Origin of the sequence: Variovorax sp., assembly GCF_965279555.1 — a bacterium.
GTDB lineage: Bacteria > Pseudomonadota > Gammaproteobacteria > Burkholderiales > Burkholderiaceae_C > Variovorax.
Genome location: NZ_OZ257247.1, coordinates 1,618,378 through 1,644,132, shown reverse-complemented (window position 1 = coordinate 1,644,132; position 25,755 = coordinate 1,618,378). Strand labels below are relative to the sequence as shown.

The 25,755-nt window shown below is 69.4% G+C and carries 21 protein-coding genes and 1 pseudogene; 15 read left to right on the top strand and 7 right to left on the bottom strand.

What is annotated here, in order from left to right; translation table 11 throughout:
* Nucleotides 1-4: 4 nt before the first annotated feature.
* Genes ACQY8B_RS07860 through ACQY8B_RS07850 form a run of 3 tightly spaced genes read left to right on the top strand, consistent with a single transcriptional unit; the run spans nucleotide 5 to nucleotide 2,986 of the window.
* Nucleotides 5-1,198 (top strand): acyl-CoA thioesterase/bile acid-CoA:amino acid N-acyltransferase family protein, encoded by a 1,194-nt coding sequence (locus ACQY8B_RS07860; protein ID WP_428745008.1) that lies wholly within the window; start codon nucleotides 5-7, stop codon nucleotides 1,196-1,198.
* Nucleotides 1,199-1,229: 31 nt separating this feature from the next.
* On the top strand, nucleotides 1,230-1,793 hold the full coding sequence (locus tag ACQY8B_RS07855; protein ID WP_422086188.1) for a hypothetical protein: 564 nt from the start codon (nucleotides 1,230-1,232) through the stop codon (nucleotides 1,791-1,793).
* Nucleotides 1,790-2,986: a PrsW family intramembrane metalloprotease gene (locus ACQY8B_RS07850; protein WP_422086187.1), complete on the top strand. Its 1,197-nt coding sequence runs from the start codon at nucleotides 1,790-1,792 to the stop codon at nucleotides 2,984-2,986. Before ACQY8B_RS07855 ends, ACQY8B_RS07850 begins: the two co-directional genes overlap by 4 nt.
* A gap of 16 nt (nucleotides 2,987-3,002) precedes the next feature.
* On the opposite strand, the gene ACQY8B_RS07845 is transcribed toward ACQY8B_RS07850, so the two are convergent.
* Complete coding sequence (locus ACQY8B_RS07845; RefSeq protein WP_422086186.1) at nucleotides 3,003-3,263, bottom strand: hypothetical protein; 261 nt, start codon at nucleotides 3,261-3,263, stop codon at nucleotides 3,003-3,005.
* A 154-nt stretch (nucleotides 3,264-3,417) separates the two neighbouring features.
* Between ACQY8B_RS07845 and ACQY8B_RS07840 the strand changes: the two genes are divergently transcribed.
* The gene (locus tag ACQY8B_RS07840) at nucleotides 3,418-3,777 is read left to right on the top strand and encodes a DUF2845 domain-containing protein (protein ID WP_422086185.1); all 360 of its coding nucleotides are present in this window, start codon (nucleotides 3,418-3,420) and stop codon (nucleotides 3,775-3,777) included.
* 30 nt (nucleotides 3,778-3,807) lie between these two features.
* Complete coding sequence (locus ACQY8B_RS07835) at nucleotides 3,808-4,548, top strand: DUF6882 domain-containing protein (protein WP_422086184.1); 741 nt, start codon at nucleotides 3,808-3,810, stop codon at nucleotides 4,546-4,548.
* A 7-nt stretch (nucleotides 4,549-4,555) separates the two neighbouring features.
* Here ACQY8B_RS07835 and ACQY8B_RS07830 read toward each other — a convergent pair.
* Nucleotides 4,556-4,903, bottom strand: a pseudogene (locus ACQY8B_RS07830) (cupin domain-containing protein); the annotation flags it as partial.
* On the opposite strand from ACQY8B_RS07830, the gene ACQY8B_RS07825 reads away from it, so the two are divergent.
* Nucleotides 4,812-5,576, top strand: a complete 765-nt coding sequence (locus ACQY8B_RS07825; RefSeq protein WP_422086183.1) for a PLP-dependent aminotransferase family protein — start codon at nucleotides 4,812-4,814, stop codon at nucleotides 5,574-5,576. The pseudogene ACQY8B_RS07830 and the gene ACQY8B_RS07825 sit on opposite strands and share 92 nt — an antisense overlap.
* Before the next feature lie 6 nt (nucleotides 5,577-5,582).
* Here the strand turns inward: ACQY8B_RS07825 and ACQY8B_RS07820 are convergent, their stop codons facing one another.
* On the bottom strand, nucleotides 5,583-6,683 hold the full coding sequence (locus ACQY8B_RS07820; RefSeq protein ID WP_422086182.1) for a hypothetical protein: 1,101 nt from the start codon (nucleotides 6,681-6,683) through the stop codon (nucleotides 5,583-5,585).
* Between the two features lie 138 nt (nucleotides 6,684-6,821).
* Here ACQY8B_RS07820 and ACQY8B_RS07815 point away from each other — a divergent pair, with 138 nt between their 5' ends.
* The 9 genes from ACQY8B_RS07815 to ACQY8B_RS07775 all read left to right on the top strand — a co-directional run bounded on the left by ACQY8B_RS07815 (nucleotide 6,822) and on the right by ACQY8B_RS07775 (nucleotide 19,829).
* Nucleotides 6,822-10,007, top strand: a complete 3,186-nt coding sequence (locus tag ACQY8B_RS07815) for a hypothetical protein (RefSeq protein WP_422086181.1) — start codon at nucleotides 6,822-6,824, stop codon at nucleotides 10,005-10,007.
* Nucleotides 10,004-11,707: an SWIM zinc finger family protein gene (locus ACQY8B_RS07810; protein ID WP_422086180.1), complete on the top strand. Its 1,704-nt coding sequence runs from the start codon at nucleotides 10,004-10,006 to the stop codon at nucleotides 11,705-11,707. Before ACQY8B_RS07815 ends, ACQY8B_RS07810 begins: the two co-directional genes overlap by 4 nt.
* A 285-nt stretch (nucleotides 11,708-11,992) precedes the next feature.
* Nucleotides 11,993-13,951 (top strand): reverse transcriptase family protein, encoded by a 1,959-nt coding sequence (locus ACQY8B_RS07805; protein WP_422086179.1) that lies wholly within the window; start codon nucleotides 11,993-11,995, stop codon nucleotides 13,949-13,951.
* A 321-nt stretch (nucleotides 13,952-14,272) separates the two neighbouring features.
* Nucleotides 14,273-15,373, top strand: a complete 1,101-nt coding sequence (locus tag ACQY8B_RS07800; RefSeq protein ID WP_422086178.1) for an N-acetyltransferase — start codon at nucleotides 14,273-14,275, stop codon at nucleotides 15,371-15,373.
* On the top strand, nucleotides 15,370-16,221 hold the full coding sequence (locus tag ACQY8B_RS07795; RefSeq protein ID WP_422086177.1) for a PA4780 family RIO1-like protein kinase: 852 nt from the start codon (nucleotides 15,370-15,372) through the stop codon (nucleotides 16,219-16,221). The genes ACQY8B_RS07800 and ACQY8B_RS07795 overlap by 4 nt, the downstream gene beginning before the upstream one ends.
* A gap of 23 nt (nucleotides 16,222-16,244) precedes the next feature.
* On the top strand, nucleotides 16,245-17,186 hold the full coding sequence (locus ACQY8B_RS07790; protein WP_422086176.1) for an ABC transporter substrate-binding protein: 942 nt from the start codon (nucleotides 16,245-16,247) through the stop codon (nucleotides 17,184-17,186).
* A gap of 46 nt (nucleotides 17,187-17,232) precedes the next feature.
* Nucleotides 17,233-18,456: a GAF domain-containing sensor histidine kinase gene (locus ACQY8B_RS07785; protein WP_422086175.1), complete on the top strand. Its 1,224-nt coding sequence runs from the start codon at nucleotides 17,233-17,235 to the stop codon at nucleotides 18,454-18,456.
* A 6-nt stretch (nucleotides 18,457-18,462) separates the two neighbouring features.
* Nucleotides 18,463-19,332, top strand: coding sequence for a GNAT family N-acetyltransferase (locus ACQY8B_RS07780; RefSeq protein WP_422086174.1), 870 nt, complete (start codon nucleotides 18,463-18,465; stop codon nucleotides 19,330-19,332).
* An 11-nt stretch (nucleotides 19,333-19,343) separates the two neighbouring features.
* Nucleotides 19,344-19,829 carry an SET domain-containing protein gene (locus tag ACQY8B_RS07775; protein ID WP_422086173.1) on the top strand — a complete coding sequence of 162 codons (486 nt, stop codon included), beginning with the start codon at nucleotides 19,344-19,346 and terminating at the stop codon, nucleotides 19,827-19,829.
* Nucleotides 19,830-19,846: 17 nt separating this feature from the next.
* On the opposite strand, the gene ACQY8B_RS07770 is transcribed toward ACQY8B_RS07775, so the two are convergent.
* From ACQY8B_RS07770 to cobN, 4 genes are all read right to left on the bottom strand, one after another.
* Nucleotides 19,847-20,179 carry a DUF1090 family protein gene (locus ACQY8B_RS07770; protein ID WP_422086172.1) on the bottom strand — a complete coding sequence of 111 codons (333 nt, stop codon included), beginning with the start codon at nucleotides 20,177-20,179 and terminating at the stop codon, nucleotides 19,847-19,849.
* 42 nt (nucleotides 20,180-20,221) lie between these two features.
* Nucleotides 20,222-20,719, bottom strand: a complete 498-nt coding sequence (locus ACQY8B_RS07765) for a vWA domain-containing protein (protein ID WP_422086171.1) — start codon at nucleotides 20,717-20,719, stop codon at nucleotides 20,222-20,224.
* A 140-nt stretch (nucleotides 20,720-20,859) separates the two neighbouring features.
* On the bottom strand, nucleotides 20,860-21,933 hold the full coding sequence (locus ACQY8B_RS07760) for an ATP-binding protein (protein WP_422086170.1): 1,074 nt from the start codon (nucleotides 21,931-21,933) through the stop codon (nucleotides 20,860-20,862).
* Nucleotides 21,930-25,748 (bottom strand): cobaltochelatase subunit CobN, encoded by a 3,819-nt coding sequence (cobN, locus tag ACQY8B_RS07755; RefSeq protein WP_422086169.1) that lies wholly within the window; start codon nucleotides 25,746-25,748, stop codon nucleotides 21,930-21,932. The genes ACQY8B_RS07760 and cobN overlap by 4 nt, the downstream gene beginning before the upstream one ends.
* Nucleotides 25,749-25,755 lie beyond the last annotated feature (7 nt).

The window sequence follows — 25,755 nt, the reverse complement described above, 5'->3', positions numbered from 1 at the left end:
GATGATGAAATTCGACACGCTTCCGACGCAATGTCTCGTGGACCACTCGCTGGAGATCCGCGTCCGGGGTGCAGTGCCCGGCGAGGCAGTCGTCCTGAAGCTCGGCAATCGCTTCAAGAGCACAGTGTTCCTGTCCGAAGCCACCTTCGAAGCCGATGCCGCCGGCGTGATCGACCTCGTCGCGCACGCACCAATCTCGGGCTCGTACGACAGCGTGAATGCAATGGGACTGTTCTGGTCTCGCGTACCGATCACCGGCGAACTGGCCGCCGCGATTTCCGGACTGAGCGACGACCCGCTCACCACTACGCTGACGGCGGAAAGCGCGGATGGCCGGCAATCGATCTCCCACGCGATTCGGCGCGTTTACTTGGGCCCCGGCGTGACCTCGCGAGCAGTCGATGCCAACGGGCTCGTGGGCAAGTTGTTCGAGCCACCGGGTACGGGTCCGCATCCGGCGTTGCTGGTGCTGGGAGGTTCGGGCGGAGGCATCGAGTGGTCCCAGGAGACGGCCGCGCTGATGGCGTCCCACGGCTACCTGAGCTTGGCACTGGCCTACTTTGCAGCAGAAGGCTTGCCGCCCACGCTGGATCGCATTCCCCTCGAATATTTCGGCACCGCGCTGCAGTGGCTGGCGGCTCAACCGACAGCTGCAGCGGATCGCATCGGCGTCATAGGCGCCTCGCGCGGCGGCGAACTGGCGTTGCTGCTCGGCGCGAGCTACCCGGTCATCCGCACTGTCGTCGCGTACGTGCCTAGCGGCATCGTGCATGGCGCGTATCCGGAGAACGGCTTCAGCGCCTGGACACTGGGCGGCAAGGAGATACCGTTCTCAGAGAGTTCCTCCGCCGAGGAGCGCGCCGGCATCGCGGTGGAAAGAATCAACGGCTCTGTGCTGATGATCTCGGGCATCGACGATCAGTTGTGGCCGTCGACGGAACTGACGGACATCGCCGTCCGGCGCTTTCAACGGAACAACTTCCCCCATCGCGTCGAACACCTGCGCTACAAGAGCGCCGGCCACAGCATCGGCTGGCCCAACGGGCCCACGACCACGCTGCATTTCAGGCATCCCGTGTCCGGAGAAGAAATGAACGCGGGCGGTACGCCCGAGGGAACGGCGCGGGCACGGAGCGACTCGTGGGCAAGGATGCTCGAGTTCGTGCGAGACGCGCTGGCCGGCACGCCGCCACCCTGAACATAGTCCGTCCATATGGCACGATCAACCCATGCACGAGCCCTCCCGCCGAATCCCCTACCGCACCTGGCCCGGCGCGTTCGCGGTTCTCCTCGCCATTGCCGTGTACGTCGGAGGCCTGACCTTCTGGGACCGCCACACGCCCGGCGCCCGGCCGCTGGCTGCCGGCGAAACCATCGACGCGGGCCAGGCGCGGTTCGTACCGGCCGATGGGTGGAAGATGGACGTGGCGCGCTCCAAGGCCGGCCGCTCGCTGATGCTGCTCAAGGGCGGCCATAAGTTTCGGGTGACGACGGAGCCATGGGCGGGCGGCCCCGACGGTCCGCTGGTGCGGCAGCAACGGCTCATGGAGCGCGGCCAAGGCCTGACCATCGACGGCGACGTGTCCGACTTCGTGACTTCATGGGGCCTGCAGGGCAAGACTTTCGCGTACTACGGCTCCAAGCTGGCCGGTCGCTTCTGGCAGGTGGTCGACCTGCGGCGCAAGTCGCTGGTGCAGATCGACTTCTACGGCCCCAACGACGGGCTGGACGACGCGCTGGCGGAAGCCCGCGGCATGCTCGACTCCATGGACCTGGAGGCACCGCAGGAATGAACATCAACGCTCCCGTCTTCTACAACGACCAGGCCTCATGGCCGGTCGGCACCGACTCGTTCTTCCAGCCGCAGCGCGCGGCGTTCTGGGTGCTCACGGCGTTGATCGTCAACGGCCTGTTCTACACGGTGAACATGTTCTCGCTCGGGTTCCGCGTGGTCCCGGTCACGGCCTTCCTGGGGCTGCTGGTGTGGGGGCTCTACACGCTGCTCTTCCTGGCCGCCTTCCGCACGCTGGACCTGCTCGAGCAGCATCCGCCGGAGGCGTTCATCCTGGCTTTTGCCTGGGGCGGCCTGGGCGCCGTCTACTTCGCGGCGCCGGCCAACATCGCGATCCAGAGCCTGTGCGCCAAGCTGATATCGCCGGAGTTCGTGGCGGTGTGGGGTCCGGCCATCGCGGGGCCGATCACGGAAGAGTTCCTGAAGATCGCGGGCGTCATCCTGCTGGTGCTGGTGGCGCGCAACCAGTTCCAGACTTATCTCTCGGTGCTCATCGTCGGCGCGCTGGCGGGGCTGGGCTTCCAGGTGATCGAGAACCTGAGCTACACCGTCAACGCCTCCATGCACTTTCCGCTGGAGAACCAGGTCTATCCGGTGTTCCTCAACCTGCTCACGCGCGGGCTCATGAGCGGACTTTGGAGCCATGCGGCCTACACCACCATCGCGTCTTTCGGCATCGCCTGGTTCCTGCTGCATCCCGAGCGGCCGATGGCTGTGCGGGTGGCGGCGGCACTACTGAGCTTCGCGCTCGCGTGGGCCATGCACTTCATCTGGAATTCGCCATTCCTCGAAGACCTGTTCGACAACGGCTACGGCGAAATGGCCGTGCTGCTGTTCGTCAAGGGCATCCCCGTGATGATCGCGGCCGGGTTGATCTGGCGCGTGGCCGTCAAAGAGAACGGCGCCCACCTGCATGCCCTAGCGGCCGTATTCGTGCCGGAGCGCGACCTGATCCGCGATGACGAATGGGTGCGGCTGGGTGCGCCCATGCAGCGCTACAAGGTCCGCCGCGAAATGGGCTGGACCTACGGCTGGCGCGCAAGGCGGCTGAAGACCAGGCTGCAGCGCGAGCAGCTGCGCCTGATCCGCAAGGCAGGCACCTACGGCCGCGGGCCGCAGACGCTGCGCCACGAAATCGCCATCAGGCAACTGCGCGCGGGACTCGATCCATTGATCCAGCCGCGGCAGCCCTGATCCGCTCGGCCGAGGCTCAGCCCGCGTCCTTCAACGCCTTCTTCGCCTTCTCGGCCGAGTTCTTCGAGCGGTTCTTGTGATAGCCCGATTTGACGTTGTTCACGGCCTTGCCGACCGGGCCGCTCTTCTTGGCGTCGCTGTCCGCGCGCTTCTCGTCGATCTTGTGCTTGGCGGCGTCGGTCGCATCGGAGGCGGCCTTGCCGATCTGGGCGCTGGCGGTGCCGGCGGCAAACAGCGTGAGCGATGCAGCAAGTGCAATCAGGATTTTTCTGGTCATGGGGTGGTCCTCCGGGTTCGATAGTCGAGCCTCGATGCTCGCATCGCTCGCAGTGCCCGCGTGTCAGCCGCCACCCCGCATGAGGGCCGTGCAAAGTCCCCAGGCTCCGGGCAGCGGCTAAAGTCCAAGGCTGAACAGCCCTCCTCTGCCGCCCATGCGCACCACCACCGCGAGCGCCCTTCTCTTCGGTATTGCCGCACTCCTGCATGCCGCAGGCGCGTCTGCCCAATCGTTGAGCTGCGGCGGCATGCTCTCGGGCGCGGGCGATTCCAAGTACTCGGTGGTGCAGAAATGCGGCGAGCCGATGTCCAAGGAATTCGTCTGCGTGCCGCGCCCGCAAGTCGCCTGGGTGCTTTCGCCTTACCCCGGCGGCCCGGCGCAACAGGTGATCACGCAGCAATGCGTGCCGATGGAAGACTGGGTCTACAACCGAGGCCAGGGCAACTTCCTGGGCATCGTGCGCTTCTACAACGGGGCGGTGGAATCGGTGCGCGACGGGGAGCGGGTACGCTGAGCGCTTTCATCAACGAACACAGGATCTGACGTGAGCACATTCCAGGATCATTTTTCAGACCATGCAGCCTCCGCCCTGGCCAGACAGATGGCACTGGGCGATGTCATCGGAGAAAGGTCCTGGGGCATCGACGTGCAGAAGGGCGTGCTGAGTTTCGGCGATGACCTGCACTACCCCGCGCAACTGCTCGGCACGCACGCCTTCGGCCCCGGCACGTGGCTGTGGGTCTGGGCCAACGCGCAGAGCAACATCCCCGAACAGCACACCGAGGCGGCCCTGCGCATCCGGCAGCGCGGAGAAGCGGAGTCGATCGAGGCTTTCACCGCCGCGTCGCTGCAACTGGACGATGCCCTCACCGACCACATGATCGCCATGACGTGCGGCGGCCTCGAAGGCGGGCGTTGCTACTACCGCGCGCCCTACGACGGCGGCGCCCTCTTCGTGCTGCTCGACGGCGTGCCGCGCGAGGTACTGGCACCTGTGACGCTGCCGCGCGCGGTCACGGTGCTGATGGAGGTGATCTCGCAGTTCGACGTGGACCACAGGCGGATGGCGACGAGCTTCCTGCGGCAGCAGGGCCTGGAGGCCACATCGAGCAGCGCGGCGGCCATCCGGGCCGAGCGCGCGGGCGAGGGGCACATCGAAATCAGCTTCGATGAATCCGGCCGCATCTCGAACGTTGCCTGCACGCTGCTGCCACAAGGCGCAACGCCAGCGGCAGAGCCGCCGCCCGAACCGAAAGCGCCGCGCTGGCAGTTCTGGAAGCGATAGGCCCCCGTCAGGGCGGAAGCACCAGCGGCCCGCAGTTCTCCTCGGTCACGAACACCGAAACCAGCTTCGCAGGCTTCACCGGCTCGGGGTTCTCCGCGAACAGGTGCAGCGTGCCGGGCGGCTCGAAGAAGGTCTCGCCGGTGCGGTAGTTGCCGGGCGGCGTGCCGGCCAGTTGCGAGCGCACCGTGCCTTCGAGAATGATCGCGGTCACCGAACCCGGATGTCGATGCGCCGGCGAACAGGCCATCGGCGGAAAGTCGACGATGGCCGTGGTGACGGACTTTCCAGGCACATGCGGCAGCGGCTCGCAAGAGATCACTTTCACCGAAGTGCCCGGCCGCGCGGCGGCGCCCGTCACGCCCTCCCACCAGGCACCGCTGGGCGTTTCGATGTCGCTCGCGCGGCGGCTTCAGCTGCTCGAATGGGCCTCCAAGGCCAATGCCTGGATCGTCGAGGACGACTACGACGGCGAGTACCGCTATGCCGGCCCTCCGCTGCCGGCGCTCAAGAGCCTCGACGGCAACGGCCGCGTGCTGTATGCGGGCAGCTTTTCGAAGGTGCTGTATCCGGGGCTGGCGCTGGGCTACCTGGTGGTGCCCGAGTCGCTGCGCGCGCGCTTCGAGGAGGCCGCGCGCATCGGCTCGAACGGCAGCCCGCAGCTCACGCAGGCCATCGTGGCCGACTTCATGCGCGAGGGCCATTTCTCGCGCCACCTGAAGAAGATGCGGCTGCTGTACGCGCGCCGCCGGAGCATGCTTGCCTCGGCCTTGCTGAAAGCCTTCGGCGACGCGGTGCGCATCGACTTGAAGAGCGGCGGCATGCACCTGATCGCCCGCTTCGACGGGCTCGGCCACAGCGATTCGGAGCTGGCCCGCCGCGCACAACAGGCCGGGCTGAACTGCCAGCCGCTGTCGGCCCGGCGCATCGTGGCAGCTGGCGACGAAGGGCTGCTGATGGGCTTCACCAACATCGCGAGCGCCGCCGAGGCGAACCGTCTCGCGGTCCGGCTTCGTGCCGCGTTCGGCTGAAGTGCGTCAGGCCTCGCCGTCTTCCTCCAGCGCGGCGCTGCGGTCCTTGATGCGCGTGACCTGCGACAGCACCGCATCGGCCGGTGTCATGTCGGGCCGCTGCCCCTTGTAGACAGGCTGTTCGAACTTGCCGCCTGCGTAGCGGTACAGGTAGCGCACCTCGACCAGCGTGCCCACGGCCGGCAGCGCCTCGCCGGGAGGCACGGTCACGTTGCCGAGGTCGATCATCGCGCCGGCCTCGTCGCGCAAGCCCACGGCCACCGAGCGCTGCGCATTGACGCGGAGCACCTCGCACGTCGCGCTCTGGTTGAACTTGAACTTCAGGCTGGCACTGCTGCGGCCCGCCGCGAACGGCGCGTCGAGCGCCTTCAGCACATAGCCTTCACTGTGCGCGGCCAGAAGCTCGGCTGCGCGCCGGCGCTTTCCCTCGGCGCTCAGCTCGAGCGCCAGCACCGTGATCCACGGCACCGTCGATGCGGCCTTCTGCAAATAAGTGAAGCGCTCGATGAAGGGCGCGCCGCGCAGGTCCTGTCCCGCCATCTCCAGCAGGTCGAAGGCCAGGAAAGCATCGCCCACGTGCTCGCCCGCGATCACCGTGCGCGCGGCATCCGCGTTCGCGTCGGCGGTGCCGGCCCATGCCTGCGGTATGTCGACGAACAGCCCGCGCCGGTTGGTGCCGCGCACCGTGCCGCCCTCGATCAGCAGGATGCGGTTTTCACCGTCTGCCTTTTCCTGCAGGCCCCAGCCGGGGTCGTCGAGGTAGCGCGCCAGCTGCTCCTCGGCAATCAGCGTGGGCAGTTGCGGCAGCTCGCCGCTCACGCGGCCGGCGAGCTCGGTCGAGGTGTAGAGCGCGCCGGACTGGTCGGGCGTATAGCCCTTGGAGGTCTTCTCCTTCACGACCTTTTCATAGATCTTCAGCGCGGCCTCGTAGGCGAGCGGGCTGCTGGTCTTGGTGCCCGTGGCGAGCGTGCCGCCTCGCCGGCCGTTGCCGTAGTCGACGACCCAGCCGTCGTCCTTCTGGCGAAGGTGCACCTGGTAGACCTTGTCCGAGCCCTGGCCCGTGAAGTAGAGAAAACTCGATTGTTGTAGGTGTTCCGTATTCGCCATCGCGCTCATTGCCTGCCTGTTCGGAAAGATGTCTGCTGCGCGCGATGCTACACATGGCCGGCAGGCGCGCATGCCCGCTAAGATGCTCGCCGGAACAAGAAGCACAAGCATCCAACCCGAAGGCAGGGAGGCCTCCGCGTGAAGCGCATTCGCTCAGAGAAATTGATCCGCATGAAGCCGGGCGCGCTGGGCGCCAGCGGCTTCAGCACGGTAGAACTGTTTGCCTTGCCCGAAGCCCCGGGCCACGTGGTGCACGTGAGCAGCAGCCGCGACGGCCAGCAGTGGAAGGAAACCGTCTACACCCCCTCGCCGCTGCCGCTGGAGGCCGCCACAGCCGCCTTCGAGCAGGCCGTGGCGGCGCAGATCGCACAGGGCTACACCATCGAGGGCACCGCACTTGCCAGCGCCCCGGCAGCATCGCCTGCCCCCGTTGCACTTGCACACCCCGGCGACGCCGTGCTGCTCGCCAGCCTCCACCCCGACGCCTGGCGCCTGCTGCCGCCGGTGCGCCAGAGCCGCGTGGTGTGGCGCATCGGCGAACGCCGGCTGGCCGCAGCCGTGCCACGGCTCGTCGACATCATCGAGACCGGCGAGCCGATGCTCGACTACTGCATTGCATGGGCCATCGGCCGCTGCGGCGACGGCGGTGCCTTCGAGGCGATGCGCGAGCTGTCCCAGCGCGGCCGCACGCCCGTGGTCACGCGCGCGGCACGCTGGGCCGCACTGAGCCTGTGGCCGCAGGACCAGCGCGCCAGCGAGATGGCGCGCATTGCCGACGACTGGCCGGCCGCGCTGCGCCGCGCCTGGGCCGAGTTGCTGGAGCTGCCGCTTGAACAAGCCATGCCGCGCCTGCGCGATCACCTGGCCGACACCGCGCTGTGGAACGGAATGAAGTACGCGGCGTGGGTCGAGCAGCTGTTCGACCTGTCGCTGCTCGAAGGCCCCGCCACCGACAGTCTGGTGCACGCGGCGCTGCGCGAGATCGGGCAGACGCTGCAGCTCGCGGCCGGCAGCTTCCGTGCATGGCGGCGGCTCTACAAGGGTGCCGAATTCGCTGGCGACTACGCGCTGCTCGGCGTGCTGCACCAGAGGCTCGAAACACAGCGCGCCGCCTTCCGATCCGGCGGGCGCTGGGCGATGGCGAACGGCCGATATGTAGAGATTGCGAAAGAGGTCGTGCGGCCCGACAGCCGCCTCGCCTACAGCCACCGCACGCGCGACTACCTGCGCCGCCGCACCTGGCGCAGCCTGCGCCGGCTGGCGCTGGCCGGCACGGCCGACGAGGCGAGTTGGCTGCAGCTGGCCATGGGCGTGCTGCTCGCCGCCGACGATGCCGAGGCCGGCACCGCCGGCCAGCAACGCGACCCGCGCTGGAGCGAAGAACCCAGCCGCTGGCACACCGGCCCCTACAGCGGCTGGCTGGTGTTGATGCAACTGCTGCATCGCCACGACGCTGAATGGGAAGCCCAGCGCGGCGGCCTGCGCTGGCGCCGCCACAGTCCGCTGCCCACGCAGCGCATCGACCGCACCGAAGCCTGGCCGGAGCGCTGGGACCGCCATCCGCAAGCACTGCTGCGGCTGATGCAGCAAGGCCGCTGCGCCGCGGTGCACGCCTTTGCCGCCCGCGCAATGCAAGACAACAAGCCCTTCTGCGAAGCGCTGGACGCGCCCACCGTGTGGAGCCTGCTCGCCAGCACCTGGGACGACACCGCGCGCTTCGCGCTCGCCATCGCGCGCCAGCGCATAGCGGCGGGCACGGCGCCCATGCAATGGCTGCCGGCGCTGCTGCGCTCTCCGCTCGCCGAGGCGCGCGCCTACGCGCTCGAATGCATCGCGCGCGATCCGGGCCTGTACAGCCAGCAGGTCGACCTGCTGCTGATGCTGCTGACATCGGCCGATGCCGAAGTGCGCCGTGCCTCGCGGCTTTTGCTGCAGGCCGCCGCGTCGAACCTCTCGACGCTCGATGCGCTGTGCGTCGAACTTCTGGCCTGGCTCACTGCCAGCGATGCCGAGACGCCCGAACTGGCCGCCATCTGCGAGAACCTGCAGTGGGCCTTGCAGGGCCTGCTGCGCACCGCGGCGGCCAAGGCGCCGCTGCCTGAGCTGCTTTCGCTCTTCGATCATCCCGCCGCCGAAGTGGTGGCCACCGCGGCCGAGTGGCTGCTGTTGCACCCGGCTTCCGTGCAGGGCCTGCCGGTGGGCGTGCTCACACGGCTGCTGCAGTCCGACGATGCGCGCCTGCGCGGCGCGGGCGTGCGGCTCTTCACCGCCCTGCCCGACGACACGCTGCTCGGCCAGCCCGAGCTGTTCGCGGCCTTCTGCGCCAGCCCGATGGCGCCCGTTCGCGCGGCCGTGGCACCGAAGCTCGCGCAGTTGCTGCCGCAGCATCCGGCCTTCGGTGCGGCGCTGATGCCGATGCTGCGCGACGAGCTGTTCCGCGCCGAAGCCGCCGATGGCGTGTTCGACGCCCTGCTGCAATGGCTGCGCGGCCCGCTCGCCGAGCACACGCGCCGGGGCGAGCCCGCCGTGACGCTGCGCCTGCTCGAAGCACGCAGCAAGGGCGCGCAGCAACTCGGCGCATGGCTGCTACCGCAGCAAGACCCGCAGGGCTTCGACGTGCTGCAGACCGCGAGCCTCGGCCTCGTCGATACAGCCGCGGCGCGCCGCTGGGCCATGGACCAGCTCGCCGCACAGCCGGAACGCACGCTCGCGAATCTCGGCGACGCACTGCGCATGTTCGACAGCCGCTGGGACGACGCCCGCGACTGGGCCCGCCAGTGGTTCGGCGCGCAAGGCAGCGCACCCCAATGGACGCCAGCGCTGCTGGTGCGCCTGTGCGACCACAAGGACGCCGGCGCGCAGCGGCTGGGCCGCGAGTTGCTCACCACGCATTTCGACGTGACCGACGTCACCACCTACATGTTGCAGCTGAGCCAGCACCCCTCGCCCGGCATGCAGCTCTTCGTGACCAACTGGCTGGCCTCGGCCGCCGGACAGAAGCCCGACGTGCTCGCGCGGCTGGAGCCCTACTTCCTGAGCGTGCTGTCGCAGGCCAACCGCGGCCGGCTGGCCAAGGCGCGTGTCATGCAGTTCCTGGCGGCGCAGGCGGCGCATTCGGAAGACATCGCGCGCATCGTCGCGCGCGTGTTCGCCCGGCAGGCCGTCACCGGCGCCATCACCGAGCGCGCACAGTACGTGGCGGGGCTGCGCGGCATCCAGGCGCAGTTCCCCGAACTCGACAACCCCTTGCAGACCACCCCGGTACGCAGCGTTGCGCCGCGCCGCGCGCTACCTGCCGCAACGGGCGGAGGAAGCGCCGCATGAGATTCCAGTACCGCTACTTCGGCCACTCCGGCGCGCAGCACACGGCCGACAGCACCGCGCTGCAGTTCGCGCCCGACACGCTGCGCGCGCCGGTGCACTTCGTGGCCGACATCAACCGCCACCTGCCGTTCCGCGAAGGCATGTCGGCCCTGCACGACGTGGTTGTCGGCGACCTGCGCTTCCAGCCGCGCGACAAGAGCGCCTACCTCGAATGGCTGGCCGGCCAGGAAGGCGAATTGCTCGGGCAGTTCATGGCGCGCAGCGATGAACTGAAGACGCAGATGGCGCCCATTCGCGACGAACTTGCCGAGCTGCGCAAGCGCAAGTCGGCCGTGCTGCAGCCCTTCATGCGCGCACAGAAGAGCTACTTCGACCACATCTACAAGGTCAACCGCGAGGCGTGGTTCGTGCTCGACCCGGTGATCACGGTGCACCCCGACCGCGTGTTCTTCGAGTGCTTCAGCCAGGACGAGTCGAGCTACGGCATGTTCTCGTGCAGCCACGACATCTTCGACCGGGTGAGCGACCACGCCTTCGGCACCACCAACGTCGATTACTCGGAATCGCTGTACGACGAGTTCCAGAAGATCCGCGACTACAAGACCACGCGGCTGGCCATCGACCCCGGCGGCTTCCAGGTGCAGAGCGACAACGACCCGGCCTTCCACGAGCCGAAGATCGACGTGCCCGACAGCTGGGTGCGCGGCTTCCTGCAGGTGAGCAGCGCGATGCTGCTGCCGGCGCAGCGGCTGCAGCTGCATCCGATGGACGTGCACAACATCTGCCTCGTGCTGCGCCGTCGCAAGGAGCGCGTGGGGCCGCGCTCGCTGCGCTTCATCCTGCGGCCGGGACAGCCGGTGCGCATTCTGTTCGAGCCCTGGGGGCACGAGCTGGTGTGCCCGCGCTCCACGCACAGCGCCACCTCGGACATCGACATCCGCGTGTGGGGCCGGCGCCGGCTGCTGCAGCTCGAACGCCTGGTGCCTGTGGCGCAGGGCTTCACCGTGCACCTGCTGGGCACGGGCATGCCCAGCTTCTGGGTGGCGCGACTGCCCGACATGGAATTCACGCTCGGCCTCTCGGGCTGGACCGCCAACGACTGGTCGCGCAACGGCCATTTCGAGCTGCTGCAGCCGCGCCACACGGTCGACCAGGACAGCCAGTTGCGCGTGTTCGCGGCACTGGGCGAACGCTGGCGCGCCACCACCGCCGAGCTGGCGGCGGCCACCGGGCTGTCGACCCTCACGGTCGATGCGGCGCTCGGCGGCTACGTGCAGGCTGGCCGCGTGGTGTACGACCTGGCGCACGGCGTTTGGCGCCTGCGCGAACTCAGCCGCGAGCCGCTGCCCATGGACAAGCTGCGCTACGCCAGCCCCGAGGAAGAGGCCGCCGCCGAACTGGTGCGCGCACGCCGTATCGCCAACGTGAAGACGCAGGCGCGGCCCGACGGCGGCCTCGTGCTGAGCGGCAAGTGCAAGGGCGCCGCCGGCCAGCGCGAATACCTGGTGAGCCTGCAGCTGGACACCGACCAGCGCGTGGCCTCGGGCGACTGCCAATGCAGCCATTTCGTGCGCCATCGCATGACCAAGGGGCCGTGCGAGCACATGCTCGCGCTGCGCCTGTCGGCCTCGCCGGCCACGGCCGTCATCCAGAACGCAACAACGACGACAGATCAGGAAAGGATCGCACGCATCGGCTGATACACTGCTTTTTGCGAACGGAGCGGGAAGGCTCTTGCAATCCGGTTGGCGTATCGCCACCCTCGCACACAGCACTTCCCAAGCGTCACTGGACGTCTCTTCACTGTGCCGTACACGCATGGTGACGCGACAACAGTACGGCTTCCTCGAAGCTCATCGGCGTCACCATGCGTGTACGGCGTCGAGTGGAGCCCTCCAGTCCCGAGGCTCTTCGACGAGATTCCCGCTTCGTTCGCAATTTTTTATCTTCAGCAGTGCATCGGGCGGTGGCGCAGCGCCATGACCATGCAGTCTCCCCCCGCATCTTCCATCCCCGACTCGGCACTCACGCGCGAGCAGCTGTACGAGCGCATCCGCAAGAGTTCGAAGCAGGAAGTGGTCCTCGAGGAAATGCAGCGCCTGGGCTTCTGGCCGCAGGACGCGGCGCAGCCCACGGTCGAGGCGCAGCTGATCCGCCGCGAAAGCGAGCTGCAGGCCGCATTGAGCAAGCTCGGCGAGGAGCTGCGCGGCATCGAGGACCGCGACAAGGCCCTGAAGACGATGCGCAAGGAGCGCATGGCCAAGGCCCGCGAACGCCGCGAGGAAACCCGCCAGCGCCTAGCCCAGGGCCGCCATGCGCGCGCCCTCGCATGGCACGAGCGGCGCCAGCGCGAGTTGCTCTACGTTGGCGAAGGCGTGTCGGGCGGCCTGGGCGAGGCACAGAGCGACGCCCAGGTGCTGGCGCGCAACGCCCTGCCCGCGCTGCACCACGCAGGCGACCTCGCGCAGGCGATGGGCATCGGCCTGGGCGAATTGCGCTTCCTGGCCTGGCACCGCGACGTGGCCAGCGTGAGCCACTACCAGCGCTTCACCATTGCCAAGAAGAGCGGCGGCGAGCGCCATATTTCCGCGCCCATGCCGCGCATGAAGCGCGCGCAGTACTGGGTGCTCGACAACATCCTCGCGAAGATGCCGGTGCACGACGCGGTGCACGGCTTCCTGCCGGGCCGCTCGATCCTCACCAATGCCGCGCCGCACGTAGGGCAGGACGTGGTGATCAACCTCGACCTGACGGACTTCTTTCCGTCCATCGGCATGCGCCGCGTGCGCGGCGTGTTTCGCCAGCTGGGCTATTCGCCGCAGGTGGCGAGCCTGCTCGCGCTGGTGTGCACCGAGGCGCCGACCGACGAAGTGCAGCTCGACGGCCGCCGCTACTTCGTCGCGCGTGGCGAGCGCGTGCTGCCGCAAGGCGCGCCGACCAGCCCCATGCTGACCAACCTGCTGTGCCGCCGCCTCGATGCTCGGCTGGCCGCCAGCGCCGCCAAGCTCGGCTTTCTCTACACGCGCTACGCCGACGACCTGAGCTTCTCGGCCGACGCCGCGCACAGCCGCGACACGGCCAAGCTGCTGTGGCGCGTGAAACAGATCGTGGCCAGCGAAGGCCTCACGGTGCACCCCGACAAGCAGCAGGTCATGCGCAGGCACCGGCAGCAGCATGTGACGGGCATCGTGGTCAACGACAAGCTCTCTCTCGACCGCGACACGATGCGCCGCTTTCGCGCCGTTCTGCACCAGGCCGAACGGAATGGGCCGCATGGCTTGCAGTGGAACGGCAACAGCGACGTGATCGGTGCGCTGCGCGGCTACGCGAACTTCATCGCGATGACCGACGCGGCACGCGGTGCTCCTTATGTGGAACGCGTTCGCGCACTGGCCGCGAAGCACGGTGGCGGCAAGGCGACCACGCCGGCCGTGCAGCAGACGCCACCCCAACGCAGCCTGCCCGCGGGCCGGTTCCGCAAGCAGTCGGCCGCAGGGCTGGCGCCGTGGCCTGCGTGGTGGCAACCCGCGCAGGTAGCGGCGCCCGTGCTGGAGAAAACCGCGGAGCAGATCGCCGAAGAGAAGAAGGCACAGCGCGATGCGGCCCGCGCGCAGGCAGCCGCAGCGGCCGCAGCGGCCGCAGCGGCCGCACCAAAGGCCGCGGCGCGGCCGGCGCAGACGCAAGCGCCATCTGCGCAATCCACTCCTGCGGCCGCCCCCGCGCCAAGCGCCCTCTCCCACATCGGCTGGATCGTCAGCATGATGTTCCAGGCGCTCTACGTGGTCACGTCTTTCCTGGCCGGCTCCAGTCCGCTGATCTGGCTGCTCACCGGCGGTGTGTTCATCAGCAACTTCCTGCGGCGCAAGAGCGGATGGGGCGGCTTCCTGGCGGCGGTCTTCGTGTCTTCCGCGGTGGCTGTGCTCGTACACAAGATGCGCAAGTGAGCAGGCGCCAAAAGCCACACGCCACTTCACAGCGCATTGCAAGCCAGCTACATTCGTTGCTCCGACAAACAGCCACAGAAGGAGGTACGCGATGGAAGACACTGCTATTCACGCCCCCACCATCGTGCGGTTTGTCGTGCATCCCGCCACCCTCTGACCGATTGCTGACGCAGTTTCCGCGCAGCACGTGCCCCTGACGGGCACGGCCGGTCCGGCACTCGCGGCCATTTCGCCGCAGCGACAAACCGCCCCGATTCAAACGCCGCCGCCAGCACGCGTGTGCCGGCAGCGCCCCGTTCCTTTTCGAATCAAGGCAAACCCATGCTTGAACCCCGTGCCGCGCATTCGCGGCATACCGTAACCACCACCGTGTTCGATCCCCAGCGCGCGAGCGAAGCCGACTGGGACCGCTTTCTTGCCTACTGGCGCCTGCGCTCCGAGGAAGACCATCCCGGCGAGCCCGTTCAGCCCGACGCCGACCGGCGGCGCGAGGTGCTGAAAGCCGCCCCCCTCTATGCCGTTCATCGCGTGCTGGCCGTGAGCGAGCACGGCGAATTCATCGGCAGCCTCAGCACCAGCTTCCGTCGCCCAGGCACTCCAGGCAGCGAGCCATTCGCGCCTTTCATCGACGCCTGGGGCGGCGTGCTGCTGCCGCACCGCCGGCGCGGCGTGGCAAGCGCCCTGCTGCGCACGCTGCTGGCGCAGATGGAGCTGCACGGCAAATCCATCGCGACCATCAAGGCGCACATGCCCGGGGGCCACGCCTTCCTGCAGGCCGTCGGCGCGAGCGAAAAACATCGCAGCGTCGAGAACCGCATGCGCTTCGACGGCCTCGACTGGCAGGAGCTCGCACGCTGGCGCACCGAAGGCTTTGCGCCTGCCCACGGCCTCCGCGCCGAGGTGCATGCCGGCCGCGTGCCGCACGAGCGGCTGGCAACGCTGATGGGGCCGATGTCGTCGTTGCTCGACGACGCGCCCACCTCAGGCCTGGAGCGTCCGCCGTTTCGCTACGACCTCGAAGACTTCGCGCCCTGGTACGCGGACATGGACCGCCGCGGCGGCGAGCACTTCCTGGTGCTGCTGCTCGACGGCGAGGAACTGGCCGCGGTGTGCGAGGCCAGCTGGAACGCGCTCTACCCCGACCGCATGAGCCAGCGGCTCACCGCCGTGTCGCGCAAATGGCGCGGCAAGGGTCTTGCCAAGGGTGTGAAGGCGGCCATGCTGCAGCTGGTGCGCGAGCGCCATCCCGAGGTCAAGCTCGCCATCACCAGCAACGCCGAGGTCAACGCGCCCATGCTCGCCATCAACCACCGCCTGGGCTTCGCGCCGTACCGGCACGACGGGCTCTACCAGGTCGGCGCCCAAAGCCTGCGGGACTTTCTCGCCACCCGTTCCACTACGCCCGAGGAGGCATCGCAATGAAAGCACCCCAGAGACTGCAGGCCCTGATCGACGAAGGCCTGATCGACACCGTGGTGCGCCAGCTGATGAGCGGCAAGGAAGCCATGGTCTATGTCGTGCGCTGCGGCGACGAGACACGCTGCGCCAAGGTCTACAAGGAGGCCGACAAGCGCAGCTTCCGGCAGGCCGTGGACTACACCGAGAACCGCCGCGTCAAGAACAGCCGCGAGGCGCGGGCCATGGCCAAGGGCACGCGCTTCGGCCGCCAGGTGACGGAGGCCATCTGGCAGAGCGCCGAGGTCGATGCGCTCTACCGGCTGGCCGCCGCCGGCGTGCGCGTGCCTACGCCGCACAACTTCCTGGAGGGCGTGCTGCTGATGGACCTGGTGACCGACGCCAACGGCGACGCCGCCCCGCGCCTGAACGACGTGGCCTTCTCGCCCGAAGACGCGCTGCGCCACCACGCCAGCCTGCTGCGCGAGGTGATGCGCATGCTGTGCGCCGGCATCGTGCACGGCGACCTCTCGGAGTTCAACGTGCTGCTGGCCGAGGACGGCCCGGTGGTCATCGACCTGCCGCAGGCGGTCGACGCCGCTGGCAACAACCACGCCAGGCGCATGCTGCTGCGCGACGTAGAGAACCTGCGCAACTTCTTCGGCCAGTTCGCGCCCGCGCTGCTGGAGACGCGCTTCGGCGAAGAGATCTGGCACCTCTACGAACGCGGCCAGCTGCGCCCCGAGACAGAGCTGACCGGCAGCTACATGCCCGAGACCGGCCCGGTCGACCTGCGCAATGTGCTGCGCGAGGTGGACGACGCGCGCGAGGAAGAGGCCGCGCGGCTGCTGCGCCTGCGCACGCCGCGACAATAGGCGGGCCAACGCCCGCCTGCCTGATGACCTCTTCCGCCCTGCCGATCTCCGCCCCGCGCCAGCTCCTGTCCTCCACCGTCCGCCGGGTCGCCAAGGCCGCGGCCTTCGTGGCGCTGGGCTTCGGCCCGGCCGCGCATGCCGCCGGCACGGCCATCCGGCTGCAGGACGACCGGGGCACCACGCTGGAGCTGCAGGCGCCGGCGCGGCGCATCGTGTCGCTGATGCCCTCGCTGACCGAAACCGTCTGCGCGCTGGACGCCTGCGACCGGCTGGTCGGCATCGACCGCCATGCCAACTGGCCGGCGTCGGTGAAGGGCCTGCCGCAGGTGGGAGGCATCGACGACGCCAACATCGAGCGCATCGTCTCGCTCAAGCCCGACCTGGTCCTGTTGCGCCCGCGCAGCCGTGCCGCCGAGCCGCTGGAGCGCCTGGGCATCAAGGTGCTGGCGCTCGACGCCAAGACTCATGCCGACATGCGCCGAGTGATGGAGACCGTGGCCCGCGCCACCGGCCGCCCGGGCGCCGGCGAGGCTTTCTGGCGCAAGCTCGATGCCGGACTGGACGCCGCACGGGCGCGCGTGCCGGCCGGCTGGCAGGGCCGGCGCGTGTACTTCGAAGTGCACGGCGGCATGGCGGCGGCCAGCGAAAGCTCGTTCATCGGCGAAACCCTGGCCCGCCTGGGGCTGGGCAACGCGGTGCCAGGCACGCTCGGCCCCTTTCCCAAGATGAGCCCCGAATTCGTGGTGCGCGCCGACCCCGACGTGCTGATGGTGTCGGCGCTCGGCGAGATCTCGGCCATGGCCGGACGGCCCGGCTGGTCGGCCATGTCGGCAATAAAGAGAGGGCGGGTCTGCAGCTTCGCCTCGGCCCGCTTCGACCTGATGATGCGCCCCGGCCCCCGGCTGGACGAGGCGGCCGACGCCATCGTGGGCTGCCTCGCCTCGCTGGGCGAACCGAAGCCTTGACCGGCCGCGCCCCTCGGCGGCGCCCCTGACGTACCATTCCAGCATCTTGAGCACTTCTCCCGATTCTCCCGCGCCTGTAGCCGCCGTCGATACCGACGAAGCCATCGCGCGGGACGTGGCGGCCATCGGCCGCATCAGTGCGGTGCCCTCGCTGCTGAAGGTCATCTGCCAGCACACCGGCATGGGCTTCGCGGCCGTGGCCCGCGTGACGGACGGCACCTGGACCGCGTGCGCGGTGGAAGACAACATCCAGTTCGGCCTGAAGCCCGGCGGCCAACTCGAGGTGCGGACCACGCTGTGCAGCGAGTCGCGCGCGGCGCGCCAGCCGGTGGTGATCGACCAGGCCAGCACCGACCCCGTCTACTTCGACCACCACACGCCGCGCCTGTACAACATCGAGAGCTACATCTCGGTGCCCATCATCCACACCAACGGCGACTACTTCGGCAACCTCTGCGCCATCGACCCGCGTCCGGCCCAGGTGTCGGAACCGCGCGTGGTGGCAATGTTCACCGCCTTTGCCGACCTGATCGCACGCCAGCTGGAGATCGAAGACCGCCAGGAGCGCACCGAAACCGCCCTGCAGTCCGCCCACGCCACTGCCGAACTGCGCGAGCAGTTCATCGCCGTGCTGGGGCATGACCTGCGCAACCCGCTGTCGTCGGTGGGCGCGGCGGCCGAACTGCTGATCCGCCGGCAGGCCGAGCCCGATCTCGTGAAGCTGGGCACCCGCCTGAAGGCCAGCACGCGCCGCATGTCGGCGCTGATCGACGACGTGCTCGACTTTGCCCGCGTGCGGCTCGGCTCGGGCATGGGCCTGGAGATCCGCGAAGCCGGTTCCCTGGCCTCGGGGCTCAAGGACGTGATCGACGAAGTGCGGGCCGCCCATGCGGCGCTCGACATTCGCGACGAACTCTCCATCAGCGGCACCGTGCGCTGCGACCAGGGGCGCATCCAGCAGGTGCTGTCCAACCTGCTGGGCAATGCGGTCACGCACGGCGCGCCGGACCAGCCGATCGTGGTGCGCGCCGAGGTGCGCGAAGGCCAGCTGGTGCTGTCGGTCGCCAACGGCGGCGAGCCCATTCCGCCCGGCGACATCACCAAGATCTTCCAGCCCTACTGGCGCCCCGAGAACAGCAAGCCCGGCGGCGGCCTGGGGCTGGGCCTGTACATCTGCGCGGAAATCGTCGCAGCCCACGGCGGCACGCTGGAGGTCACCTCCTGCGCGGACGACGGAACCTGTTTCGTGGCGAAGCTCCCGGTCGCCTGACACTTCATGCAGAACAGCAGCGGCATGGCGGTGGTCCCCGCCACGGACTTCTCTCGCGGCGAACTCACCGCGCTCTGGAACCGCGCCTACGAGGGCTACTTCGTACCCATCGCGTTCGACGAGCAACGCTTCGAGCGCCACCTGCGGCGCGGCGAGGTCGACCTGTCGCTCTCGCGCGTACTGACGATGGACGGCACGGCCTGCGGCATCTCGCTGGTCGGCCGGCGCGGGCCGCGCGCCTACCTCGCAGGCTTCGGCATTGCGGATTCGCACCGGCGGCAAGGGCTGGCCGGGCAACTGATCAAGTCGCAGGCCGCGGCGCTGTCGCAGGCCCGTATCGCGCAGGCGTTTCTCGAAGTGATCGAGCAGAACCCGGCGCGCGCGCTCTACCGGCAGGCCGGCTTCAAGGAGTTGCGCTCGCTCGACGTGCGCGAATGGAGCTTCGAAAAACATCGCAGGAAAGCCAGCACGCGGCCTGAACCCGCCGCGCTCCAGCAGCTGCACCACGCCTGCGCCGAGGTTTCCCGGCCCACCTGGCGCCGCGAATGGCCGACCGTGCTGGACGCCCTGGTGCGCGAACACGCCGTCGCGCTCGGCGTGTGGCGCAACGACACGCTTTGCGCTTACGCCGTGATGCCGCAGGCCGGCGACGGCCAGGGTGCACTGCTCGACGCCGCGGCCCTCGACGAAACCGCCGCGCACGAACTGCTCGACGCCCTTGCAACGGCCCGCCCCGGCACCCGCTGGCGGCTGGTGGACGAGCCCGAGGGCAGCCCGCTGCTGCGGGCCGCCAGCGCGCGTGGCGCGGTTCCTGTCATCCGCCAGGTCGAAATGGCCTTGACACTCCAGCAAGACAACGACGCCCCTCTCGCCTGACCCCGCACCCCATGAAGCACCGCAAGCAAATCACATCGTCCACGCCTTTCGTCCGGGTCGGCCCCAGCGGCGTGCACGGCCTTGGGGCCTTCGCCACGCGCGACCTGCCGCCCGAGGCCTTCCTGGGCCTGTACGAAGGCCGCCGCTACACCAAGGCCGAGATCGCCACCAAGGTCTGGAACGACCAGCTCACCTACCTTTTCACGCTGTCGAACCACGAGACCATCGACGGCGCCAAGGGCGGCAACGCCACGCGCCACCTGAATCATTCGTGCGAGCCCAACTGCGAGGCGGTCGAGGAATACGACGAAGGCGGTGAGCTGGTGCTGAAGTTCCAGACGCTCACGGCCGTGGATGCGGGCGACGAGCTGTTCATCGACTATTCGCTGACGGCGGACGACGGCTCGCCGCCGTCCAAGTACCCCTGCCACTGCGGCTCGGCGAACTGCCGGGGGACGATGCTGGCGCCTGAAGAGGCCGAGGCCCCCGCCCCGTAAGCGATCCGGCACCGGCCTCAGGGCGACTCGCTCTTCAGCTTGCGCAGTTGCTCCTCGGTGCGATCGAGCTCCTGGCGCAGCGCCCTGGCTTGCTGCTCCAGCCTGGCGATTCGGGCTGCGCGGCTCTCGGCCGGCGCCGCGGCCTTGCATTGCATCTGCAGCGCGCTCAATGCTTCGGCAAGCTCTCCCCGCCGCAGCATCTGGCCCCGGGAACGCGCGAGATCGATGTCGCGCTCAAGGGCAGCCTCCTCGGCCTGGCAAGTCGCGCTGTCCGGCGGCACGGCGGGTTGTGCGAAGGCAGGCAGCGTCACGCTCAACGCAAGGGCCAGGAAGAAGGTTTTGACGCTCATGCCGCACGGTAACGCAACGGCGGCGCAAAACACCGCTCAGCCCTACACAGTGAGGTAGCGCGCATCCCACCCCTCGGCGAGCTGCTTCGCGCGGTGCAGTGGCACCCGCGCCGCCTCGAAATCAACGACGCACGCGACGTCGGCCGACTCGGGCCGCACGGGGCTTTCGCTGCTGCGGCCGTCGGTCAGCAGCCACAGCCAGCGCTGCCGCGCTTCGCTCTTCGCGAGCAACTGGTCGGCACGCTGCACGCCCAATGCGAGGGGCGTGCCGCCACCAGCGGCAATCGGCGCGACCCAGTCGTCGTTCCAGGCACTGGCGCGGCGCGGCGGCAGGCGCAGTTCGACCACCTCGCCTGCGAAGCAAAGCAGCGCGACATGGTCGCGGCGCTGGTAGGCCTCCTCCATCAATGCGAGCAGCAGGCCCTTGGCGCGCGCGAGGTTGCCGTCGTCGCGCATGGAGGCCGAGCAGTCGAGCAGGAAGCAGTGCAGCGCGCCGCTGCGTGCTTCCTGCGGGCGGTGGCGCAGGTGTTCGGCACGCAATTGGCCAGCACCGCGTGCCGCGAAAGTGCGCGGCCAGTCGAAGCCCGCGCCCTGCGATGCGGCGCCATGCCATGCGTCCCTCTGCGTGCCCTGCCTCCGGTCACCCTGGCGCGCGCCAGCGGGTGCGGCGTCCCGGAGGCTCAGGCTTTTTTTGGAGCGGCCTGCGGGCGGGAGGCGATCAGCGGGCGCAGCGGTTTCACGCGCTCGATGCCGACGGGCTCGGGCGGCATGGCGCCCCAGTCTTCGTCGGCGGCACCGCTTGTCCTGGAGGTGCCGTTCGTCTCGGTGCCACGGGGCGCAGGTGCGGGCGTGGCCGCCTTGGCCGGCGGCGCGCCAGCGGCTTCGGGCTTTCGACGGTGCAGCAGCACCGCTTCGGCCGCACGCTGCACGTGATCGGTGGTGATGGCTTCTGCGTCTTCCCACGCTGCGAGCGCGCGCGCCGAGCGCAGCATGACGAGGTCCGCGCGAAGGCCGTCGACGCCGGCCTCGATGCACAGCGCGCACACCGCGTCATGCACCGCGTCCCCATAAGGCAGCGCCGAGGCATCGGCCAGCCGCGCGCGAGCCCGCGCCAGCGCGGCGGACAGCTCGGACTCTGCCTGCGCATGTTTCGCGCGGAAGGCGGCCGGATCGGCATCGAACGCCAGCCGCGCGCGCACGATGGCCTGGCGCCCGGCCGCATCGTCGATGTTGCGCAACTGCACGCACAGCCCGAAGCGGTCGAGCAGTTGGGGCCGCAGCGTGCCTTCTTCCGGGTTCATGGTGCCGACCAGCACGAAGCGCGCGGCGTGCCGGTGCGAGATGCCGTCGCGTTCGACCACGTTCACGCCGCTGGCCGCCGCGTCGAGCAGCGAATCGATCAGCGCATCGGGCAGCAGGTTGATTTCGTCCACGTACAGCACGCCGCCGTGCGCGCGCGCCAGCAGGCCGGGCGCGAACTTGAGCTCATGGCCGGCCAGCGCCTGGCCGAGGTCCAGCGTGCCGACCAGGCTCTCGAGGCTCGCGCCCAGCGGCAGCGTGACGAAGGGCGCGCCGGGCAGCAGCTCGGCCAGCGCGCGCGCGGCGGTGGTCTTGGCCGTGCCGCGCGGCCCTTCGATCAGCACGCCGCCCAGCGCGGGATCGACCGCGGCCAGCAGCAGCGCCTGCCGCAACTGCGGCTGACCGGCGATCGCGGCAAAAGGAAAAGGCAGCGGCATCGGGGCGGCTGTGGTCATCTGAGGCTTCCTTCCATCCGCTGCTCCTGGTCGAGCAGCAGGTTCTCCAATTGGGTGCGGTAGTCGCCGGGCGACTGCCAGAGGCCGCGCTGCATCGCTTCGAGCAGGCGGCCGAGCATGTCGTGCAGTGCGCGCGGATTGTGCTCGCTCACGAAATCGCGGGTGGCCTCGTCCAGCACGTAGGCGTCGGCCACCATCGCGTACTGGTGGTCACCGACCACGCGCGCGGTGGCGTCGAAGCCGAACAGGTAGTCGACCGTGGCGGCCATTTCGAACGCGCCCTTGTAGCCGTGCCGCTTCACGCCGTCGATCCACTTGGGATTGACCACGCGCGAACGGATGACGCGGCTGATTTCTTCCTTCAGCGTGCGCACGCGCGGCGCCTGCGGGTTGCCATGGTCGCCGTGGTACATGGCCGGCTGCCGGCCGCTCAGGTGGCGCACGGCGGCGGCCATGCCGCCCTGGAACTGGTAGTAGTCGTTGGAGTCGAGCAGGTCGTGCTCGCGGCTGTCCTGGTTCTGCATGACGACGTCCATGGCGCGCAGCCTGCGCACCAGCGCGCCTGCTGCCGGCACGCCGTCGCTGCCCTGCCCGTAGGCATGGGCACTGCCGCCGACATAAGCCTTCGACAGGTCGTCGTCGGTCTGCCAGTCGCCGTGGTCGAACAGCGGCTGCAGGCCCGAGCCGTAGCTGCCCGGCGCCGAGCCGAACACGCGCCAGCCGGCCTGGGTGCGGGCCGCGTCGGGCGCCACGCCCTGCGCTTCCAGCGTGGCGGCTTCGCGCAGGATGCGCGCGCGGATCGGGTTGCGCTCGGCGTCTTCGTCTTCCTGTGCCGCGACAGCCTGCACGGCGGCGTCGAACATCTGCACGGCATTGGGAAAGGCGTCGCGGAAGAAGCCCGAGATGCGCAGCGTGACGTCGATGCGCGGGCGGCCCAGCCCCACCGTGGGCAGCACCTCGAAATCGACCACCCGCTGGCTGCCTGGCGCCCACTTGGGCCGCACGCCGATGAGCGCGAAGGCCTGCGCCAGATCGTCGCCGCCGGTGCGCATGGTGGCCGTGCCCCAGACCGACAGCCCCATCGCCACCGGGTAGTCGCCGTGCTCCTGCATGTGGCGCTCCACCAGTTGCGCGGCGGACTTCAGGCCCAGCATCCAGGCCGTGGGCGTGGGAATGGCACGGGTGTCGACCGCATAGAAGTTGCGCCCGGTGGGCAGCACGTCGGGCCGGCCGCGCGACGGCGATCCGCTCGGGCCGGGCGGCACGAAGCGGCCTTGCAGGGCGCGGGAGAGTTGCAGCAGCTCCTGCGTGCCGCATGCGTCGAGCGCGGGGGCCAGGCTCCGTTCGATGCGCCCGAGCACCGCCGAGGTGCGCGGCAGATCGGGCGGGCAATCGCGCGATTCGATCAGCCGCTGCGCCAGCAACTCCAGCCGCTCGCGCGTGTCGCCCTGGTGCCGCCACGCATCGGTGCTGACCGATTGCAGCAGCGCGGGCCGCGCGCCCAGCCAGGGCTTGGCCGCGTCGATGTCGAGCGGATCGAAGCCTTCGCCGGGCAGCAGATCATTTGCCAGCGCGCCGAGCAGCCCCGCGTTCTCGCCAGCGCCTTCAGCGGCCGGATAGCGCGCAAGCGCCAGCAGCGTGTCGCGCCGCAAGCGGCCTGCCGGCGATGCGCCGAACACATGCAGCCCGTCGCGGATCTGGGTTTCCTTCAGCTCGCACAAATAGGCGTCGACACGCGCCAGCACCGCGTCGTCTTCCGCGCCCGGCATGCCGAGTTCCTCGACCAGATGCTGCGCCCGCACCGACGCGAGGATCTGCGCGCGCAGTACCTTGGCGCGGCGCGCGTCGACCAGCAGCGCGTCGTAGTACTCGTCCACCTGCCGCTCCAGGTCTTGCAGCGGGCCGTGGTTCTCGGCGCGCGTGAGCGGCGGCATCAGGTGGTCGACGATGACCGCCTGCGTGCGCCGCTTGGCCTGCGCGCCCTCGCCCGGGTCGTTGACGATGAAGGGATAGACATTGGGCATCGGCCCCAGGATGGCGTCGGGCCAGCAGGCCTGCGACAGCGCGATGCTCTTGCCCGGCAGCCACTCGAGGTTGCCATGCTTGCCGACGTGCACCACCGCGTCGATGGCGAAGGCATCGCGCAGCCAGAAATAGAAGGCGAGGTAGCTGTGCGGCGGCACCAGTTCGGCGTCGTGGTAGCTCGCGTAGTCGGCCGCGCCCAGGGTGCCCAGCGCGCGCGCGGGCTGGATGCCGACGAACACCCGGCCCAGCCGCAGCCCCGCGATCATGAAGCGGCCCTGGCGCACCAGGGGGTCTTGTTCGGGCGCGCCCCAGCGGGCGTCGATGGCATCCGCCATGCCCGCGGGCAGCGACGCGAGCCGCGCGCGGTAGTCGGCCAGCGCATAGCTTTGCCAGGCCGGGCGCGCGGCCCACTGCGCGGGGTCGTTCGCGATGCCTTCCTGCAGCCTGCGCATCAGCGCGTCGCCGTCTTCGGGCAGCGCGGCGGGGTTGCCGAGCGCATAGCCCTCGGCCTGCATCGCGCGCAGGATGGCGATGACCGAGGCCGGCGTGTCGAGCCCCACGCCGCTGCCGATGCGGCCTTCGCTGCCGGGGTAGTTGGCCAGGATCAGCGCGATGCGCTTGTCGGCCGCGTCGAGCGCGCGCAGCCGGCACCAGCGCCGCGCCAGCTCGGCCACGAAGGCAACGCGGTCGGGCTCGGGCTGGTAGTTCACCACTTCGGTCTGCGTGAGCTCGCAGCGGTGCGACAGGCCCTTGAAGCTCACGGCGCGCGTGATGATGCGGCCGTCCATCTCGGGCAGCGCGATCTGCATGGCGATGTCGCGCGGGCGCAGGCCCTGGCTGTCGGCCAGCCAGTCTTCGCGGTTGCCGCCGCTCACGATCACCTGCAGCACGGGCGCGTCGCCGGCCAGCGCGAGGCCTTCGCCTTCTTCTTTCTGTGTGCCCTGCCCCAGCGCGGCGAAGGCAGTGGTGTTGAGGACGAGCTGCACGTCATGCGCTGCGCACAGCTCGCGCAGCGCCGACAGGCACAGCGGGTCTTTCAGCGAATCGAGCGCAACGGGCAGCGGGTTCAGCCCCTCGGCGCTCAGCGCGGCGGCCATGGCATCGAAGGCCACGGTGTTGCCCGCCAGCAGGTGCGAGCGATAGAACACCAGCGCCACCACCGGCGCACCCGCGTGCCAGCCGGCGCGCAGGTCGTCGATGCCGGCAACGGTGTGCGCCGCGTCCATGCCGCGCGGCACATGCAGCGCGACTTGCGGCAGGCTGCGCGGCGGCAGCGGCGCCTCTCCATGGCCGAGGCCGTGGAAGGCCACCGCGCGCAGGAACTGCAGCGCATTGCCCGCACCGCCCGCACGCATGTACTGCCAGAGCTGCCGGCTCACCGCGCGCGGCGCGGTGCTGCGCGCCAGCAGGTCTTCGTCTTCCTGCAGGTCGCCGGAGAACATCGCGAGCTGCTGGCCCTTGCGCTTCGCGAGCTTCTCCAGCTGTTGCAGCCCGTAGGCCCAGGCCGATTCGGCCCCCAGGTGGTCGACCACCACCACGCGCGCATGCTGCAGCACCTCGTCGATGTACAGGTCGAGCGAGGCCGGCTGCTTCAGGTACATGAGGTTGGCCAGCCGCAGCGACGGGTAGCCGGGGTCGGTTTCGGCCAGCGCGGTGCGCGCGGCGGCCAGCAGTGCGAGCGTGGTGTCGGCCGAGCTGAGCACCACGACGTCGCCCGGCGTCTGGTCGAGACGGGTGACGACGCTGTCGTCCTCGACGAAGCGTCCGGGCTGGGTGCTCAGCAGGTGCATGCGTGCA

Excerpts from the sequence above, each read along its gene's own strand:
- ACQY8B_RS07860 (WP_428745008.1), top strand. The coding sequence starts at position 5 with ATGAAATTCGACACGCTTCCGACGCAATGTCTCGTGGACCACTCGCTG.
- ACQY8B_RS07855 (WP_422086188.1), top strand. The coding sequence starts at position 1,230 with ATGCACGAGCCCTCCCGCCGAATCCCCTACCGCACCTGGCCCGGCGCG.
- ACQY8B_RS07850 (WP_422086187.1), top strand. The coding sequence starts at position 1,790 with ATGAACATCAACGCTCCCGTCTTCTACAACGACCAGGCCTCATGGCCG.
- ACQY8B_RS07845 (WP_422086186.1), bottom strand. The coding sequence starts at position 3,263 with ATGACCAGAAAAATCCTGATTGCACTTGCTGCATCGCTCACGCTGTTT.
- ACQY8B_RS07840 (WP_422086185.1), top strand. The coding sequence starts at position 3,418 with ATGCGCACCACCACCGCGAGCGCCCTTCTCTTCGGTATTGCCGCACTC.
- ACQY8B_RS07825 (WP_422086183.1), top strand. The coding sequence starts at position 4,812 with ATGGCCGTGGTGACGGACTTTCCAGGCACATGCGGCAGCGGCTCGCAA.
- ACQY8B_RS07820 (WP_422086182.1), bottom strand. The coding sequence starts at position 6,683 with ATGGCGAATACGGAACACCTACAACAATCGAGTTTTCTCTACTTCACG.
- ACQY8B_RS07810 (WP_422086180.1), top strand. The coding sequence starts at position 10,004 with ATGAGATTCCAGTACCGCTACTTCGGCCACTCCGGCGCGCAGCACACG.
- ACQY8B_RS07805 (WP_422086179.1), top strand. The coding sequence starts at position 11,993 with ATGCAGTCTCCCCCCGCATCTTCCATCCCCGACTCGGCACTCACGCGC.
- ACQY8B_RS07800 (WP_422086178.1), top strand. The coding sequence starts at position 14,273 with ATGCTTGAACCCCGTGCCGCGCATTCGCGGCATACCGTAACCACCACC.
- ACQY8B_RS07795 (WP_422086177.1), top strand. The coding sequence starts at position 15,370 with ATGAAAGCACCCCAGAGACTGCAGGCCCTGATCGACGAAGGCCTGATC.
- ACQY8B_RS07790 (WP_422086176.1), top strand. The coding sequence starts at position 16,245 with ATGACCTCTTCCGCCCTGCCGATCTCCGCCCCGCGCCAGCTCCTGTCC.
- ACQY8B_RS07780 (WP_422086174.1), top strand. The coding sequence starts at position 18,463 with ATGCAGAACAGCAGCGGCATGGCGGTGGTCCCCGCCACGGACTTCTCT.
- ACQY8B_RS07775 (WP_422086173.1), top strand. The coding sequence starts at position 19,344 with ATGAAGCACCGCAAGCAAATCACATCGTCCACGCCTTTCGTCCGGGTC.
- ACQY8B_RS07770 (WP_422086172.1), bottom strand. The coding sequence starts at position 20,179 with ATGAGCGTCAAAACCTTCTTCCTGGCCCTTGCGTTGAGCGTGACGCTG.
- ACQY8B_RS07760 (WP_422086170.1), bottom strand. The coding sequence starts at position 21,933 with ATGACCACAGCCGCCCCGATGCCGCTGCCTTTTCCTTTTGCCGCGATC.
- cobN (WP_422086169.1), bottom strand. The coding sequence starts at position 25,748 with ATGCACCTGCTGAGCACCCAGCCCGGACGCTTCGTCGAGGACGACAGC.